We start from the raw sequence: 14,696 nt of genomic DNA on the forward strand, positions 1-14,696 counted from the left end.
ATTCCAAGGGTCCGCGCATACTATGAAATGGTTTCTTCACAAATCGATAACCTTCCGATCCCCAGTCGGCGGCTATCCTCGGAACCCTCACCGCAGGGATCCCTCGCACATCGAACAACGAAAGCCGAACACCACTTCATGAAGCGCATCGCAACCAGGAACCTCGCCGTACGCATCGCGGCCGCGGCCGTCACCCTCGCCATCGCCATCGGCCTGTGCCTGTTCTCACAGGACAACGTCCAGGCGTCGATCAAGGAACGTCGCGTGGAACGCCTCAACGCCCGCATCGCGAACGTGTACACCACCGATTACCAGAAGATGGCCGACGAGCAGCTGACCTCATCGCGCGATAAGGCCGAGGCGACGCTCGACAAGCCGTTCGTCGCCGAGAACCCGTACGGCACGAACACGACGTCGCTCTACGTCTACTTCACCACGGACAAGGCCACCGACGTCTCCTATACCGTGCACGCCGAAGGCTACCCCGACTTCTCCGCCACGGCCGAACAGGGCGACGACTACTCCACCGAGCACGAGTTCCTCGTACTCGGTCTCATTCCGGGCACAAGCAATACCATCACCTTCACGCTCAGGGACTCCACGGGCGAGACCGTGGCCACCAAGCAGATCACGCATCAGGGCGCGAAACTCCTCGGCGAGGAGGAAGTCCGTCTCGACCAGCCGGTCGAACCGACCGACTCCGCCACGCAGGCGCTCGGCAACGGCCTGTACGCGATCCTCGGCAACGACTCCAACGAGCAGGACTTCATGTACTACTACGACGTCAACGGCGTGCTGCGCGGCGAGGTGCCGGTCATGTACTACCGTTCGCACCGTCTCCTGTTCGACGACGACGGACTCATGTGGTTCTCCGCCTCGACGAAGCACTTCGTCGGCATGAACCGGCTCGGCAAGCTCGAAAAGATCATCAACCTCGGCAGCCGGTTCATCCTCCACCACGACTACGCGCTCGACTCGGACGGCAACATCGTCTCCCTCGCCACCGATCTGACCCGCTCCGACCATGCGGTGCAGGATCAGGTCATCAAGGTCGACACCACCACCGGCAAGGTCACGCAGCTCGTCGACTTCGGCGAGATCTTCCCCGACTACAAGTCGTCCACCGATCATTCGGGCATCGACGAATCCGATCCGACCGCCACGAACCGCTGGGACTGGATCCACTTCAACACGATCCAGCTGCTGCCCGACGGCTCCGCGCTGCTCTCCGCGCGCGAGACCTCGACGATCATCAAGATCGACGACATCGAAGGCGAGAACGGCGAGCCGACGGTCGACTACATGATCGGCGAGCCGAGCGTGTGGGACGGCACCTCGTACAAGGACCTGTTCCTCACCAAGTCGGGCGACTTCGGCGACACCGGCGGCCAGCACTCGATCACGTACGAGGCCGACCCGTCGCTGCCCGACGGCCAGTACTACATCTACATGTTCGACAACAACTTCGGCTACGCGATGACCCGCCCCGACTACGACTGGACCACGATCAAGGGCATCTCCACCGCGCAGAGCTCGAAGGATAAGAACTCGAACTCGCAGTTCCGCAAGTACCTAGTCGACGAAAAGGCCGGCACGTACACCGAAGTGCAGAGCTTCGACGTGCCGTACTCGCCGTACGTGAGCTCCTCGCAGGAGATCACCGACTCGATCAACCTCGTGGACACCGGCATGCAGGGCGTCTTCGGCGTGTACGACGACGACGGCAACCTCCAGGCCCAGTACACGATGAAGCTCGGCACCTCGTACATCTACCGCGTGTACCACTACGACTTCAAGGGCTTCTACTTCGCCTGACGTACACCATCCGTTCGGACGGACGGTCATCCAAGGCCCATGGCACTCACTAGACTGAAGTGCCATGGGCTTTTTCTTTTCTCGCAAGGACACTGCGAAACCGACCGCGGTCACGTTCACGCTCGCAGGCGCCGGACACACCTACGACGACGGGCATGTGGGACTGACGCCGCTGGACCTCACGATCACCGAGAAGCGCGTCGCCATCATCGGCCTCAACGGCTCCGGCAAGTCGACGCTGCTGGGTCTGCTGGACGGCTCGCTCAAGCCGACCGCCGGAAAGGTGACGCTCTCCGGAGCCGACATGACGCTCGACACGTCCTCGAAGAAGGACCTCAAAACCGTCGACGAATGGGTCGGCAAGGTGCGCCGCGAGGAGATCCCGAACGTGTTCTACCGCGCCGAGAACATCGTCAAGGCGGTCGACGAATCGCTCAAGAAGCACAAGATCCCGGACGCGGAGCGCTCCGCGCGCATCGGCAACCTGTTCGCGCACTTCGGCCTCCAGCAGATGCGCGGCGCGAAGGCCGCCGAACTCGACTCGGAGAAGCGCCATCTGCTCGCGATCGCCGCGGCCCTCGCGTTCAACCCGTCCGCGATCGTGGCCGACGAGCCGTCGAAGGGACTGGACGAGATCGGCACACGGCATGTGGCCGAGGCGCTGTTCACCTACGACAAGCAGGTCATCGTCGCCACGCATGACACGGACATGATCGTCCGCCCCGAGTATGCGATCGACCGCACGCTGGTGCTCGACGCGCAGCATGTCGTCTTCGACGGCACCCCGAAGGACGCGGTCGCCTTCTACATGGACCTGATCCGCAGGAAGTACGAGGAGGGTCAGGCCGTAGGCTGATCCGGCCACGCGTGCCCGGTCCACGGCCGCCGGCCGGGCGTCGCGGTCAGCCGAGCATCGCGGCGACCGTGTCCAGCACGGCCCGGATATTGCGGCGGAACTCGTCCGGCTCAGGCAGGAGCGAAACCGCCAGATACCCGTTCGAGGTCATGTCGAAGAAGTAGCCCGGCTGGCCGGTGAGCCCGTGCGATTCGATCAGACGCAGCACCAGCTCGTTCTCGTCGATGACCGAGGGCACGCGCAGCAGGATGTTCCATCCGCCCTCGGCGCGCAGCACGTCGACCAGACCGTGCTCGTCGCCCTCGAGCATGCCGTGCAGGGCCGCGAGGTTGCCGCGAACGCGCTCGCGCACGCGCGCGACCTGAGCGGGGGCGGCCGCCAGCAGCTTGGGCAGACGGTCGGCGATGATGTCACTCATCGGCAGGTAGTCGTCGGCGATCACGTCGAGTCGGCGCTGCGCCTCGATGACATCGCTTTGAGGCCCGGAGACGCGGATCCAGCCGACCTTCGCGTGCGGGGCGGCGAGCATCTTCGAGAAGCCGTCGAGCGCGAATGTGAGCACGCCGGTCTCCCCCGCGAGCCGCGCGTTACCGTCGAACGGCTCGAGCGCGTAGTCGTAGAACACCTCGTCAGCGATGATCGCGATCCCGCGCTCGGCGCACAGACGCACCAGCGTGGCGCGCTCCTCGGGTTTGACATAGGAGCCGGACGGGTTGTTCGGATTGATGAGCACCAGCGCGCGGATGCGTTCGCCCTGCTCGCTGTAGAGCAGCTGCTCGATGGCGGCGGTGTCGATGAACCATGAGCCGTCGAACCGCAGCTGGTATTCGATCGTATCCACGCACTCGAGGCGTGCGATCGATTCGATGAGCGGGTAGCCAGGCTTCGGGGCGAGCACGGCGTCACCCGCGTCGCACAGGAGCTTGATGAGCCACGAATACGCCTCTGACGTGGAGCTCAGCAGGTAGAGGGAATCCGGGTCGACGGGCACGGAGCCGGCAGGGGAATCGCCGGCGTCGCTCAGATACCGCGCCAGCGCCTCGCGTGCCGGGCGGGGCCCTCGCGGTTCGGCGGTGTACACGCCCGGCACCTCGGCCGGGGCGAGCCCGTGCCGGGTCGGGTTGGAGTCGTTGAGTTTGCCGAGGACGACGCCGTGCGCCCTGGCATCGGCCTCGGCGGCGGCGATCGGATTGGGCGCGGAGATGTCCACGCGAGAGGAGAAACGAACGGTCATACCCCCTACTGTAGCCGCTGTGGCCGGCCTGTGGCCGGTTCGACGTCGGCCGGTCTGACCGCCGGTCGCTATTCCCAAAATGAAGGGGAGAGACCCCGTTTTCCGGAAGTCTCTCCCCTCATATGTCTATATCCTCGTACGCCCTCACATCGGGCACCCAAGGATACCTGCGATCAGACGATCAGGCCTGCTGCTTGGTGCTGGCGTAGTAGGCGGCGCCGACGATGCCGGCCTCGTTGCGCAGCTCGGCGGGCACGATCGGAGTCTTCACGTCGATGAACGGGATGAACTTCTCCGACTTGCGGCTCACGCCGCCGCCGATGACGAACAGATCCGGGTTGAAGTACTTCTCGAGCAGCGCGTAGTACTTGGTCAGACGCTTCGCCCACTTCTTGAAGCCAAGATCCTCGTTCTCGCGCACGGCGCTGGACGCGTAGCGCTCCGCATCCGGGTGGTCCTCGTCGAGGATCAGATGGCCGAGCTCGGTGTTCGGCACGAGCACGCCATCCATGATCAGCGCGGTGCCGATGCCGGTGCCGAGGGTCGTGGCGATGACGAGGCCGTCCTTGCCCTTGGCCGCGCCGAACTGCTGCTCGGCCAGGCCCGCCGCGTCGGCGTCGTTCACCACGGTGACCGGGCGACCGCACGCCTCGGAGAACACGGCGGTGACGTCCACGCCGACCCAGGACTGATCGAGATTGGCCATAAAGTCGAGCTTCTGGCCGGGCTTGATCGGCGCCGGGAACGCGATGCCGACCGGCGCGCTCTCCGGAACCTCGAAGTGATCCAGCTGCTGCCTGACGATCGCGGCGACCGCCTGCGGGGTGGAGACCTCCGGAGTCAGAATCTTGAGTCGGGGCTCGGCGAACTCGCCCTTCTCCAGATTGACGGGCGCCGCCTTGATGCCGGAGCCGCCGATATCCACGCCGAATGCCTGTGCGGTTTCAATCATCGTTGACCTCTTCTCCTCTTTGTACGTTGGGATATGCCGATATGTGCATCCTACTCCCCCGTGCGCCCGATGGTGGGATAATGGGTCGCATGGAACATACGCAACTCATTGACGCGGTGAACATCCGCACCGCGATTCGCTCCTATGACGCCGACCCGATCGACGACGACGTGGCACGGCAGCTCAGCATGACGCTCGACCCGATCAACCTCATCTCCGGACTCGACATCCAGCTCGTGCGCGACCAGCCGAAGGTGTTCGCGGCGGCGAACGAATCCGGGCACCTGAAGAACGCGGCCAACTATCTGGCGATCGTCGGGCCGAAGGACGACGACGAGGCCAAGGAGCGCGCCGGCTTCTACGCCGAACGCGTCGTGCTGACGGCGACGCTGCGAGGACTGGGCACCCTGTGGGTCGGCGGTTCGTGGGACCGTGAGGAGGCTGCGAGGCACTGCCGCATCGCCCGCGATCAGGAGCTGTATCTGGCCGTCGTGATCGGATACCCGGAGCATCATCTCGAACGTCTGCAGCGCGGCTACGACGAGCTCGTCGAATACCAGCGCAAGCACCGGCCGACCAAGACGTACGAGCAGTTCACGGCCGGCATGTCCGACGAGGAACGCGCGGCCGCGCCCGAATGGTTCAGGGCCGGCGTCGAAGCGGCGATGAAGGCGCCGAGCGCGATGAACCGCCAGCCGGTCGTCTTCTCCTACAATCCCACCGACGGCACGGCCGCGGCGCGCATCGACCCGACGGCGGGCGACGAACACTGCGCGGCGAACGACCTCGGCATCGCGAAGCTGCACTTCCAGATCGGCGCCGGCCAGGGCCAGTGGGCGTGGGGCGACGGCGGACTGTTCCTGCACAGGTAGCGCACGCCTCGCCGCGCGCCAGCGCGCCAGCACGCCATAAGCAGCGTCTATAGCCGACATTCCCGCACAGTGGAATGTCGGCTTTCACATATCCGCTCATACGTGTATACAGGGTTCTGTCAGTTTCAGGGAAGGTGCAATTCCTTACTGGCGGTAATCCGCACCCCGGGATTCATAACGGGAGCATGCGGAAAGCCCGCGAGCCGCCCTAAGGCGGCCGATCCGGTGCGATTCCGGAGCCAACGGTTACAGTCCGGATGGAAGAAACGAGGAACTCAGCATGAGTGCGTCTTCTGATAACCATATCCAGACCAACGTCGACCACGCCACCGGTTCGCACGCGACGGGCGTCGCCGACTCCGGCCGCTGGTCCACGCGCCGCATCGCCGTCTACGCGTTGTTCGTCGCGCTCGCGATGGCGTTGAGCTTCGTCGAATTCCCGATCATTCCGGGCATCGCATGGCTCAAGTACGATCCGTCCGGCATCGTGTGCCTGATCGCCGGCTTCGCCTTCGGGCCGTCCGCCGCCGCGATCGTCTCCGTGCTCGGCTTCGTGCCCCACCTGTTCATGGATCCGTGGGGCACGCTCATGGCCGTGCTCGTCGCGCTCGCACTGTCCGTGCCGGCCGCGTTCATCTACCGCAGGAACCGCAGCCGCAAGGGCGCGCTGATCGGACTCATCGTCGGCGCCGTCGTCGCGCTGGTCGTCGCGATCCTCGGCAACCTCGTCGTGACCCCGATCTACGCGCACATGACCGTCGCTCAGGTCGCCGCGCTCATCGTGCCGGCTCTCCTGCCGTTCAACCTGCTCAAGTTCGCGATCCACGGCGTCGTCACGTTCCTGATCTACAAGCCGATCTCGAACCTGCTGGACCGCTGATCCGAAGGCCGTCCCATCCGACCGTATGACTTCATATGACCCCACCTCCACCGCAGACGCGGCGAGCCTGTCCGGCATCCGATTCAGCTACGACGGCGGCGCCACATGGGCGCTCGACGGCGTGGATCTCGTCATCCGAGACGGGGAATACGTCGCGCTGACCGGTCCCAACGGATCGGGCAAGTCGACGCTGGCCCGACTCGTCTCCGGGCTCACCGCGCCGGACGCTGGTGAGGTGACCCTGCTGGGACGGCATGTGTTCGGACGGACGCAAACGCCGGCCGGCATCGTGTTCGCGCCGAATCCGGACGCGTATCGCGCGGCGCGACGCGGCATCGGCGCGGTGTTCCAGAACCCGGAGGATCAGATCGTCACCACGGTCACGCAGGACGACGTCGCCTTCGGCCCGGAGAACCTCGGCGTGCCGCGTGAGGAGATCGGACGACGGATCGACGTCTCGCTGCGTGACGTCGGAATGGGGGCATACGCTGCCGCCGACCCGACGCGGATGAGCGGCGGCCAGCAGCAGCGCATCGCCATCGCCGACATGCTCGCGATGCGACCGCGCATGCTCGTGCTCGACGAACCGACGGCGATGCTGGATCCGGCGGCGCGCGCGGAGGTCCTGCGGATCCTCGACTCGCTGCATGCCTCCGGCACGACGATCGTGCATGTGACGCATCATCGTGACGAGGTTTTGCGGGCGAATCGTGTCGTGCGGGTTGCCGCGGGGCGAATCGTCTTTGATTCCGGCTCTTCCGGTGACCGCTCATCTGAATGCTATGACGAGTCCGTTTCCGGTTTTTCCGGTGACCGCTCATCGGGGGGCGGTGTGCGTGCCTCGACACGCTCAAGGCCGCTCGGCCAAGCCTACGGTCGAGACACGCACACCGCCCCCCCGTTCGCTCGAATCGCTCGAATCGGTGCGTTCCTGCGTTGCCTCCGCGCAGTCCGGCGATGTTGCGGTTTCGGTTTCGGGGATTTCGTTTGCCTATGCTCCGGATTCGCCGGCGGTGTTGCGTGACTATTCGCTTACCGTTGCGCGGGGCGAGACCGTGGCGATCATGGGGAGCAACGGGGCCGGCAAGTCGACGCTGGCTCGACTGATCTGTGCGCTGGATCGGCCTGATTCGGGATCCATCACCGTTGAGGGTATCGCGGTGGCCCGCACGCGTGGCAAAGACCGCAAGCCGCGAATGCTCCGACGCGCGGATCGCCGTCGGCTGCGCGAGGTTGTGGGGTTCGTGATGCAGCGGCCGGAACGGCAGCTGTTCGCCGAAACCGTGGCCGAGGATGTGGCGTATGGACCGCGCAACCAGCATCTCAATGAGAACGAGGTGCGCGAGCGGGTCGACTGGGCGCTCAAGCTGCTGCATATCGAACATCTGGCCGATCGATCGCCGTTGGAGCTCTCCGGCGGACAGCAGCGACTGGTGGCGATCGCCGGCGTGATCGCCTGCAGGCCTCGCGTGCTCGTCATGGACGAGCCGACCGCGAGTCTCGATACGGCGGCGACCGCGCGCATCCATGAGCTGGTGCATACCCTGCATGATCAGGGCGTGACCACGCTCATCATCACGCACTCCGAAGCGGAGGCACACGAAATCGCCGATCGGATCGTCGTCATGCCGTCGCACGGCGACAACGGCAATCCCCCGGTCCTCGCAGCCTCCGATCAGAACGATGGCCGGCGGTCGCTCCCCCTGATCGCGCGGCTTGATCCGCGGGTGAAGATGGTGTCGTTCCTGGCGATGATGTTCACGGCGTTCGCGATCAACACGCCGGCGCAGCTGCTGCTTGGCGCGCTCGCCGTGGCGAGCGTCGTCGCGGCGGCGCGTATACGGCCCGCACGGCTCCTGCGTTCGGTGCACATGTTCCTCGCGCTGTTCGTGGTCGCGGGTCTGCTCAACATCTTCTTCGTCAGATCGGGAACCGTACTGGCGCAGCTCGGACCGATCCCGATCACCGACGACGGCGTGGCCGTGGCCGTGCTGTACGCGTGCCGTTTCGCGCTGGTGATCATTCTGGGCGCCGTATTCCTCGAAACGACCACGCCCACCTCGATGACCGACGCGTTCGGGGCACTGCTCTCCCCGCTGCGTCGCCTCGGCATGCACACGCAGGAGATCGCGCTGGTCATGTCATTGGCGTTGCGATTCCTGCCGACGCTCGGCAACGAGGCGAAGGCGATCGCGGACGCGCAGGCGGCGCGCGGCGGTTCGATCGAAACCGGCTCCCCCGCCGAACGCATCCGCGCGATGGTCGCCACAATCGTGCCGATCTTCGCCGGCACGCTGCGTCACGCGGACAATCTCTCCCTCGCGCTTGACGCGCGCTGCTACGAGGAGGGCACGCGACGCACCCACTGGCGTGTGATGCGCGTCGCGGCCCGCGACATCACGTTCCTTGCGTTCGCGGCGGTCTACATCGCCGTGCTGGTCACGCTGGGACTGCTGCTGCCGTCCATCTGATTCGACCGACTACGCCGTCTTGGCCGTCTTGGCCGGCATCGCGCGGCGCAGCAGCGTCGTGATGACGATCGCGCCGACCGAGAAGATCGCGCCGACCGGGCCGAGCCAGGTCAGGCCCAGATGGTCGTTGACCAGTCCGCCGACCGCCGAGCCGAGGGCGATGCCGATGTTGAAGCTCATCGAGTTGAGCGAGGCGGCGAGGTTCATCGAGCCCGGGTGCGCTTCGGCGGCCACGTCCATGTACAGCACCTGCGATGCGGAGTTGAACAGGTACATCATCATGCCGAGCGCGACGAGCAGGACCGCACCGTAGAGTGGCACGATCGAGGCGAGTGCGAGCGAGCACAACAGGATCGCGTGCAGGCAGAAGATCGGGCGGGTGCGTGCCAATGGTTCGACGCCGCGCCCGCGTTCGGCGATCCTGCCGCCATACAGGTTGCTCCACAGGCATGCGACGCCGTAGAGCACGAGCCCCACGCTCACATACTGTTCGGGCACGCCGATCTCGTCGCGCATGATCGGGGTCAGATACGTGTAGAACACGTAGCTTGATCCGGCGCCGAACACGACGGTGAGCACGCCACCCCAGATGCGCTTGTCGAAGAAGAGGCGGAACTGGCGCAGGAATCCGATGGTCACCGGATGCGAGTTGCGCGGCAGGAACGTGGCCATGAGACCCATGAGCACGGCGGTCAGGCCCGTGATGATGAAGAACGTGATGCGCCATCCGAACGTGTTCGCCACCCACGTTCCGAACGGCACGCCCACCACCGAGGCGATGGAGAAGCCGGAGAACACCCACGCGATGAACTTGGTGCGGTATTGTTCGGTGGTCACGTCGGGCGCGTAGGTCATCGCGATCGCGACGAGCGTTCCGGAGACGAGCGCGATCATGATGCGGGCGATGAGCAGCACCGGATAGTTCGGCGCGAGCGCGCACAGGAGATTGCCGGCGAGGAATACGCCCATCAGGGTCAGGTAGGTCGCGAAACGCGGGAATCGCGCGGAGATCGCGGATCCGAGCGGCGTGACCGGCGCATACACGAACGCGAACAGGGCGACGAGGTTGCCGACAGTGACCTCGGAGACCTTGAGCCCCTGCGCGATGTCCGGCAGGATGCCGACGACGACGAACTCGCTCATGCCGAGCATGAAGCTCGCGAGGATGAGGATCGTCACCGGCAGGTTGAAGAAGCGATCGGGCTTGGTCGCCTTATTCGCTGCGGTCGCTGCGGTCGAAATCGGTGCCGGATCATGCTGATCATGCTGCGGCGCAGGCACGGAACCATTCGTCATCTTCACGGGCTTCAGAGCTTCGGCAAATACGTCTTCAGCTCGTATGCCGTGACCTGACGGTTGTATTCCTCCCACTCCCGGCGCTTGTTGCGCAGGAAGTACTCGAAGGCGTGCTCGCCGAGGACTTCAGCCACGAAGTCTGACTTCTCCATGATCTTCAGGGCGGCGCCGAGCGAACGCGGCAGCGGCTCGATGCCCATCGCCTGACGCTCCTCGTCGGTCAGCTCCCACACGTCGTCGCTGGTCGGCTCGCCGAGCTGCATCTTCTTCTCGATGCCGTCGAGGCCGGCGGCCAGCAGCACGGAGTACGCGAGGTACGGGTTGGCGACCGGGTCGAGCGCACGGAACTCCATACGCGCCGAATTGCCCTTGCCGGGCTTGTACTGCGGAATGCGCAGCAGCGCGGAACGGTTGTTGTGGCCCCAGCAGATGTAGCTCGGAGCCTCGTTGCCGCCCCACAGGCGCTTGTACGAGTTGACGTACTGGTCGGTGACCGCGCAGATCTCCGCCGCATGGTAGAGGATGCCGGCGGCGAACTGACGGGCCGTGATCGACATGTTGAACTCCTGACCGGCCTCGTAGAAGGCGTTGGCATCGCCCTCGAACAGGCTCAGGTGGGTGTGCATGCCGGAACCGGGTGCGTCGGCAAGAGGCTTGGGCATGAAGCTGGCGTGGATGCCACGCTCCAGCGAGATCTCCTTGACGACGGTACGGAAGGTCATGATGTTGTCGGCCGTGGTCAGCGCGTCCGCGTACCTCAGGTCGATCTCGTTCTGACCGGGACCGGCCTCGTGGTGCGAGTACTCCACCGAGATGCCCATCTGTTCGAGCATGTTCACGGTGGCGCGGCGGAAGTCCATGCCGGGGCTGCGCGGCACGTGGTCGAAGTAGCCGCCCTCGTCGATCGGGGTCGGGGCCTTGGACCAGTCGGTCTGCTGCTCGAAGAGATAGAACTCCATCTCGGGGTGCACGTAGAACGTGAAGCCCTTCTCCTTGGCCTTGGCCAGCGAGCGCTTCAGCACGTGACGGGGATCGCCGAGGCTGGGCTCTCCCTCCGGGGTGAGCACGTCGCAGAACATGCGGGCGGTGCCCTGAGGACCGCCGCGCCACGGCAGGATCTGGAAGGTGGACGGGTCCGGCTTGACGATCATGTCGTCCTCGGAGACTCGGGTCATGCCCTCGATGGCCGAACCGTCGAATCCAAGCCCCTCCTCGAACGCCGCCTCCAGCTCCGCCGGTGCGATGGCCACGGACTTCAGGGTGCCGAGCACGTCCGTGAACCATAGTCGAATGAAGCGCACGTCACGTTCCTCGACCGTGCGCAGGGCGAACTCTTGCTGCTTATCCATAGGCACATATCCTCACACCCGCGTGTTATCGCTTTGTTTCGTCCTGCCCGGAAGGCGCTAGAGTAGAGGTCTATGAGTGAAGTTAGCGAAGTTGCACAGGACCATCTGACCCCGTCCGCCAATCCTCCCGTCGACGTCACGTCGTGGAGGCAGGCCGACGATCCGCGCGAGCGATCCCGCGCCGGCATCGCCGCCCGCACGAAGGCGCCCCTCGAATCGCACGCCATCTGGCAGGTGAGGCCGGACCGCAGCGAGGCGATCGCGCTGCTGGAGGAGCAGTCGGCGATCCGAGTGCCCGATCTGATCCCGCTTAGATACAAGCGCATGAGCGTGAGCCCCTTCACCTTCTACCGCGGCACCGTGCTCATCATGACCAACGACCTCGCCACCACGCCGGTCAGCGGCATCCCGGTGCAGTGCGTCGGCGACGCGCACATCGGCAACTTCGGCATCTTCCGCTCCCCCTCGGCGCGACTCGTGTTCGACATCAACGACTTCGACGAGACCGCGATCGGCCCGTGGGAGTGGGATCTGAAGCGTCTCGCGGTGTCGGTGGAGATCTGCGGACGCGCGAACAGACTCAAGGAGAAGGACGTGCGCGCGGCGGTCCTCAAGTGCGTGCAGACGTACCGAGAATGCATCAAGCAGTTCTCCGAAATGGATTACCTCGACGCATGGTACGAGCATCTCGACGTCGAGGAGACGCTCGACCGCTTCGAGACGAACGAGGGCGGCAAGCGCAACCGCACGCTGCGCGAGGCCGCGATGAAGGCGCTGCTCAAGGACAATGACGCGGCCGCCGCGAAACTGTGCAGGCTCAAGGACGGCAAACTGCGCTTCAAGTCCAATCCGCCGGAACTGGTGCCGATCAACGAGCTGACGAGCTATGCCGATCCGGAGGCGCTGCAGGCGCGTCTCGACACCCTGTTCGACAACTACCGTCACTCCCTGTACGAGGATCGCCGCTGGGTGTTCGACCACTTCCGCTATCAGGACAGCGCACGCAAGGTGGTGGGCGTCGGATCGGTCGGCCAGCGCGCGTGGGCGAGCGTGTGGATCGCTCGCGACATCGACGATCCGATGATGATCCAGATGAAGGAGGCCACGTATTCGGTGCTCGAGCACTACTGCGGCGCCTCCCCGTACACGACGCACGGCGAGCGCGTGGTGCAGGGCCAGAAGCTGATCCAGTCGACCGCAGACGTGCTGCTCGGCTGGACCAGTTTCCTCGCCGAGGACGGCAGGAAGCGCGACTACTACGTGCGCCAGCTGTGGAACGGCAAGGGGTCGATCGACATCGACAACCTCAACGCGACCGCCCTGTCCGACCTGTCCCGCATGTGCGCGTGGTGTCTGGCGCACGCGCACGCGAGGACGGGCGATTCGATCGCGATCGCGAACTATCTGGGCGGCTCGGACGACTTCGACCGGGCGATCGCCTCGTTCGCGGTGAGCTACGCCGAACAGAACGACGAGGACTACGCCGTGTTCAAGCGCATGATCAAGAAGGGCGAGCTGCCCTGCGCCTGATCGCCGCTCAGCGGGCGACCTCCAGCGCCTCCTCGAGGGTGAAGGCGCGGGCGTAGAGCGACTTGCCGAGGATGGCGGAGTCGACGCCAAGGTCGGCGAGCGTGCGGATGTTGCGCAGGTCGTCGAGCTTGGCGATGCCGCCGGAGGCGGTGACCTTGGCATCGGTGCGTTCAGCGACCTCACGCAGCAGGTCGAGGTTCGGTCCGCTCATCATGCCGTCGCGGGCCACGTCGGTGACGACGTAGCGGGAGCAGCCGGCGTCGTCGAGCATCTTCATCGTCTCGAACAGGTCGCCGCCCTCACGGGTCCAGCCGCGAGCGGCGAGTGTGTGGCCGCGCACGTCGAGGCCGACGGCCACGCGGTCGCCGTACTTGGCGATCGCCTTGCGCGTCCACTCGGGGTTCTCGAGCGCCGCGGTGCCGATGTTCACGCGGGCCGCACCGGCCTCGAGGGCGGCGTCGAGCGAGGCGTCGTCACGCACGCCGCCGGACATCTCGATGTTGACGCGATCGCCGAGCTCGTGGACGATCTCGCGCAGCTGGGCGCGGTTGTCGCCGGTGCCGAACGCGGCGTCCAGGTCGACCAGGTGGATCCATTCGGCACCGGACTCGACCCACGTGCGGGCCGCCTCGAGCGGGGAGCCGTAGTCGGTTTCGGAGCCGGATTCACCCTGACGCAGGCGCACGGCCTTGCCGTCACGCACATCGACGGCGGGAAGCAGAGTCAACGACATGTCAATAACCTTTCGTAGATAGGTGTCCGCCCGTTAGAACGTGGCGATCCAGTTTTCGAGCAGCTGAGCGCCGGCGTCACCGGACTTCTCCGGGTGGAACTGCGTGGCGAACAGGGGTCCGCGCTCGTAGGCGGCGACGAAACGGCTGCGGCCGTACGTGCACCACGTGACGCGCTGCTCGTCGGGCAGTTCGATCTGGAACTCGCTCAGGTCCTTCGCCTTCGCGTCGAGCGCCGCGTAGGAGTGGACGAAGTAGAAGCGCTCGTCCTCCACGCCCTTGAGCAGCGCGGAGCCGTCGGCGGCCTCGACCGTGTCCCAGCCCATGTGGGGCACGACGTCGGCGTCCAGCGGATCGACGCTGCCGCCGATCAGTCCGACGCCGTGGGCCTCCTCGCCATGCTCGTGACCGAGCTCGAAGAGCACCTGCTCGCCGACGCACACGCCGAGCACGGCGCGGCCAGCGCGCAGGCGATCCGTGATCACACGGTCGCCGCCGACCTTCTTCAGGCCCTCCATGCACGCGGCGAACGCGCCGACTCCCGGCACGACGAGACCGTCGGCCTCGAGAGCCTGCCGGTAGTCGGAGGTGAGTGAGGTGTCGACGCCGAGGCGCGCAAGGGCGCGCACCATGGAGCGCACGTTGCCGAATCCATAGTCGAACACGACCGCAGTGGTCATTGATCCCCCTTAGGTACTTACAGTGTGATC

At 65.4% G+C, this 14,696-nt stretch carries 13 protein-coding genes and 1 riboswitch; of the genes, 7 read left to right on the plus strand and 6 right to left on the minus strand.

The window, feature by feature from the left end; translation table 11 throughout:
• Positions 1 to 138 precede the first annotated feature (138 nt).
• Together BCAL_RS10305 and BCAL_RS10310 are read left to right on the plus strand one after the other, a co-directional pair.
• Complete coding sequence (locus BCAL_RS10305) at positions 139 to 1,815, plus strand: aryl-sulfate sulfotransferase (protein WP_043166367.1); 1,677 nt, start codon at positions 139 to 141, stop codon at positions 1,813 to 1,815.
• Between the two features lie 64 nt (positions 1,816 to 1,879).
• Positions 1,880 to 2,671, plus strand: coding sequence for an ATP-binding cassette domain-containing protein (locus BCAL_RS10310; RefSeq protein ID WP_043166366.1), 792 nt, complete (start codon positions 1,880 to 1,882; stop codon positions 2,669 to 2,671).
• Positions 2,672 to 2,717: 46 nt separating this feature from the next.
• On the opposite strand, the gene BCAL_RS10315 is transcribed toward BCAL_RS10310, so the two are convergent.
• Together BCAL_RS10315 and ppgK are read right to left on the minus strand one after the other, a co-directional pair.
• A complete protein-coding gene (locus BCAL_RS10315) occupies positions 2,718 to 3,905 on the minus strand; it encodes a pyridoxal phosphate-dependent aminotransferase (RefSeq protein ID WP_043166365.1) in 1,188 nt (395 codons plus the stop codon).
• 181 nt (positions 3,906 to 4,086) lie between these two features.
• Positions 4,087 to 4,857 carry a polyphosphate--glucose phosphotransferase gene (gene ppgK, locus BCAL_RS10320; RefSeq protein ID WP_043166364.1) on the minus strand — a complete coding sequence of 257 codons (771 nt, stop codon included), beginning with the start codon at positions 4,855 to 4,857 and terminating at the stop codon, positions 4,087 to 4,089.
• 89 nt (positions 4,858 to 4,946) lie between these two features.
• On the opposite strand from ppgK, the gene BCAL_RS10325 reads away from it, so the two are divergent.
• The 4 genes from BCAL_RS10325 (at position 4,947) to BCAL_RS14105 (ending at position 9,080) form a co-directional block, all read left to right on the plus strand.
• A complete protein-coding gene (locus BCAL_RS10325) occupies positions 4,947 to 5,729 on the plus strand; it encodes a nitroreductase family protein (RefSeq protein WP_043166419.1) in 783 nt (260 codons plus the stop codon).
• 117 nt (positions 5,730 to 5,846) lie between these two features.
• Positions 5,847 to 6,002, plus strand: a riboswitch (FMN riboswitch).
• A 7-nt stretch (positions 6,003 to 6,009) separates the two neighbouring features.
• Positions 6,010 to 6,609 (plus strand): ECF transporter S component, encoded by a 600-nt coding sequence (locus BCAL_RS10330; RefSeq protein ID WP_043166363.1) that lies wholly within the window; start codon positions 6,010 to 6,012, stop codon positions 6,607 to 6,609.
• Between the two features lie 25 nt (positions 6,610 to 6,634).
• On the plus strand, positions 6,635 to 7,633 hold the full coding sequence (locus BCAL_RS14100; RefSeq protein WP_043260112.1) for an ATP-binding cassette domain-containing protein: 999 nt from the start codon (positions 6,635 to 6,637) through the stop codon (positions 7,631 to 7,633).
• A gap of 40 nt (positions 7,634 to 7,673) precedes the next feature.
• On the plus strand, positions 7,674 to 9,080 hold the full coding sequence (locus BCAL_RS14105) for a CbiQ family ECF transporter T component (RefSeq protein WP_162178551.1): 1,407 nt from the start codon (positions 7,674 to 7,676) through the stop codon (positions 9,078 to 9,080).
• A 9-nt stretch (positions 9,081 to 9,089) separates the two neighbouring features.
• Here BCAL_RS14105 and BCAL_RS10345 read toward each other — a convergent pair whose 3' ends face one another.
• Together BCAL_RS10345 and glnA are read right to left on the minus strand one after the other, a co-directional pair.
• Entirely contained in the window at positions 9,090 to 10,376 is a 1,287-nt protein-coding gene (locus tag BCAL_RS10345; protein WP_081887442.1) for an MFS transporter, read from the minus strand.
• A gap of 11 nt (positions 10,377 to 10,387) precedes the next feature.
• Positions 10,388 to 11,725, minus strand: a complete 1,338-nt coding sequence (gene glnA / locus BCAL_RS10350; RefSeq protein WP_043166362.1) for a type I glutamate--ammonia ligase — start codon at positions 11,723 to 11,725, stop codon at positions 10,388 to 10,390.
• Positions 11,726 to 11,797: 72 nt separating this feature from the next.
• Between glnA and BCAL_RS10355 the strand changes: the two genes are divergently transcribed.
• Complete coding sequence (locus BCAL_RS10355) at positions 11,798 to 13,255, plus strand: DUF2252 domain-containing protein (RefSeq protein ID WP_043166361.1); 1,458 nt, start codon at positions 11,798 to 11,800, stop codon at positions 13,253 to 13,255.
• A 7-nt stretch (positions 13,256 to 13,262) separates the two neighbouring features.
• Here BCAL_RS10355 and priA read toward each other — a convergent pair whose 3' ends face one another.
• Positions 13,263 to 13,988 (minus strand): bifunctional 1-(5-phosphoribosyl)-5-((5-phosphoribosylamino)methylideneamino)imidazole-4-carboxamide isomerase/phosphoribosylanthranilate isomerase PriA, encoded by a 726-nt coding sequence (priA, locus tag BCAL_RS10360; RefSeq protein WP_043166360.1) that lies wholly within the window; start codon positions 13,986 to 13,988, stop codon positions 13,263 to 13,265.
• A 33-nt stretch (positions 13,989 to 14,021) separates the two neighbouring features.
• The gene (hisH, locus tag BCAL_RS10365; RefSeq protein ID WP_043166359.1) at positions 14,022 to 14,666 is read right to left on the minus strand and encodes an imidazole glycerol phosphate synthase subunit HisH; all 645 of its coding nucleotides are present in this window, start codon (positions 14,664 to 14,666) and stop codon (positions 14,022 to 14,024) included.
• Positions 14,667 to 14,696: the final 30 nt, after the last annotated feature.

The sequence above is a fragment of the Bifidobacterium callitrichos DSM 23973 genome, assembly GCF_000741175.1.
Classification (GTDB): domain Bacteria; phylum Actinomycetota; class Actinomycetes; order Actinomycetales; family Bifidobacteriaceae; genus Bifidobacterium; species Bifidobacterium callitrichos.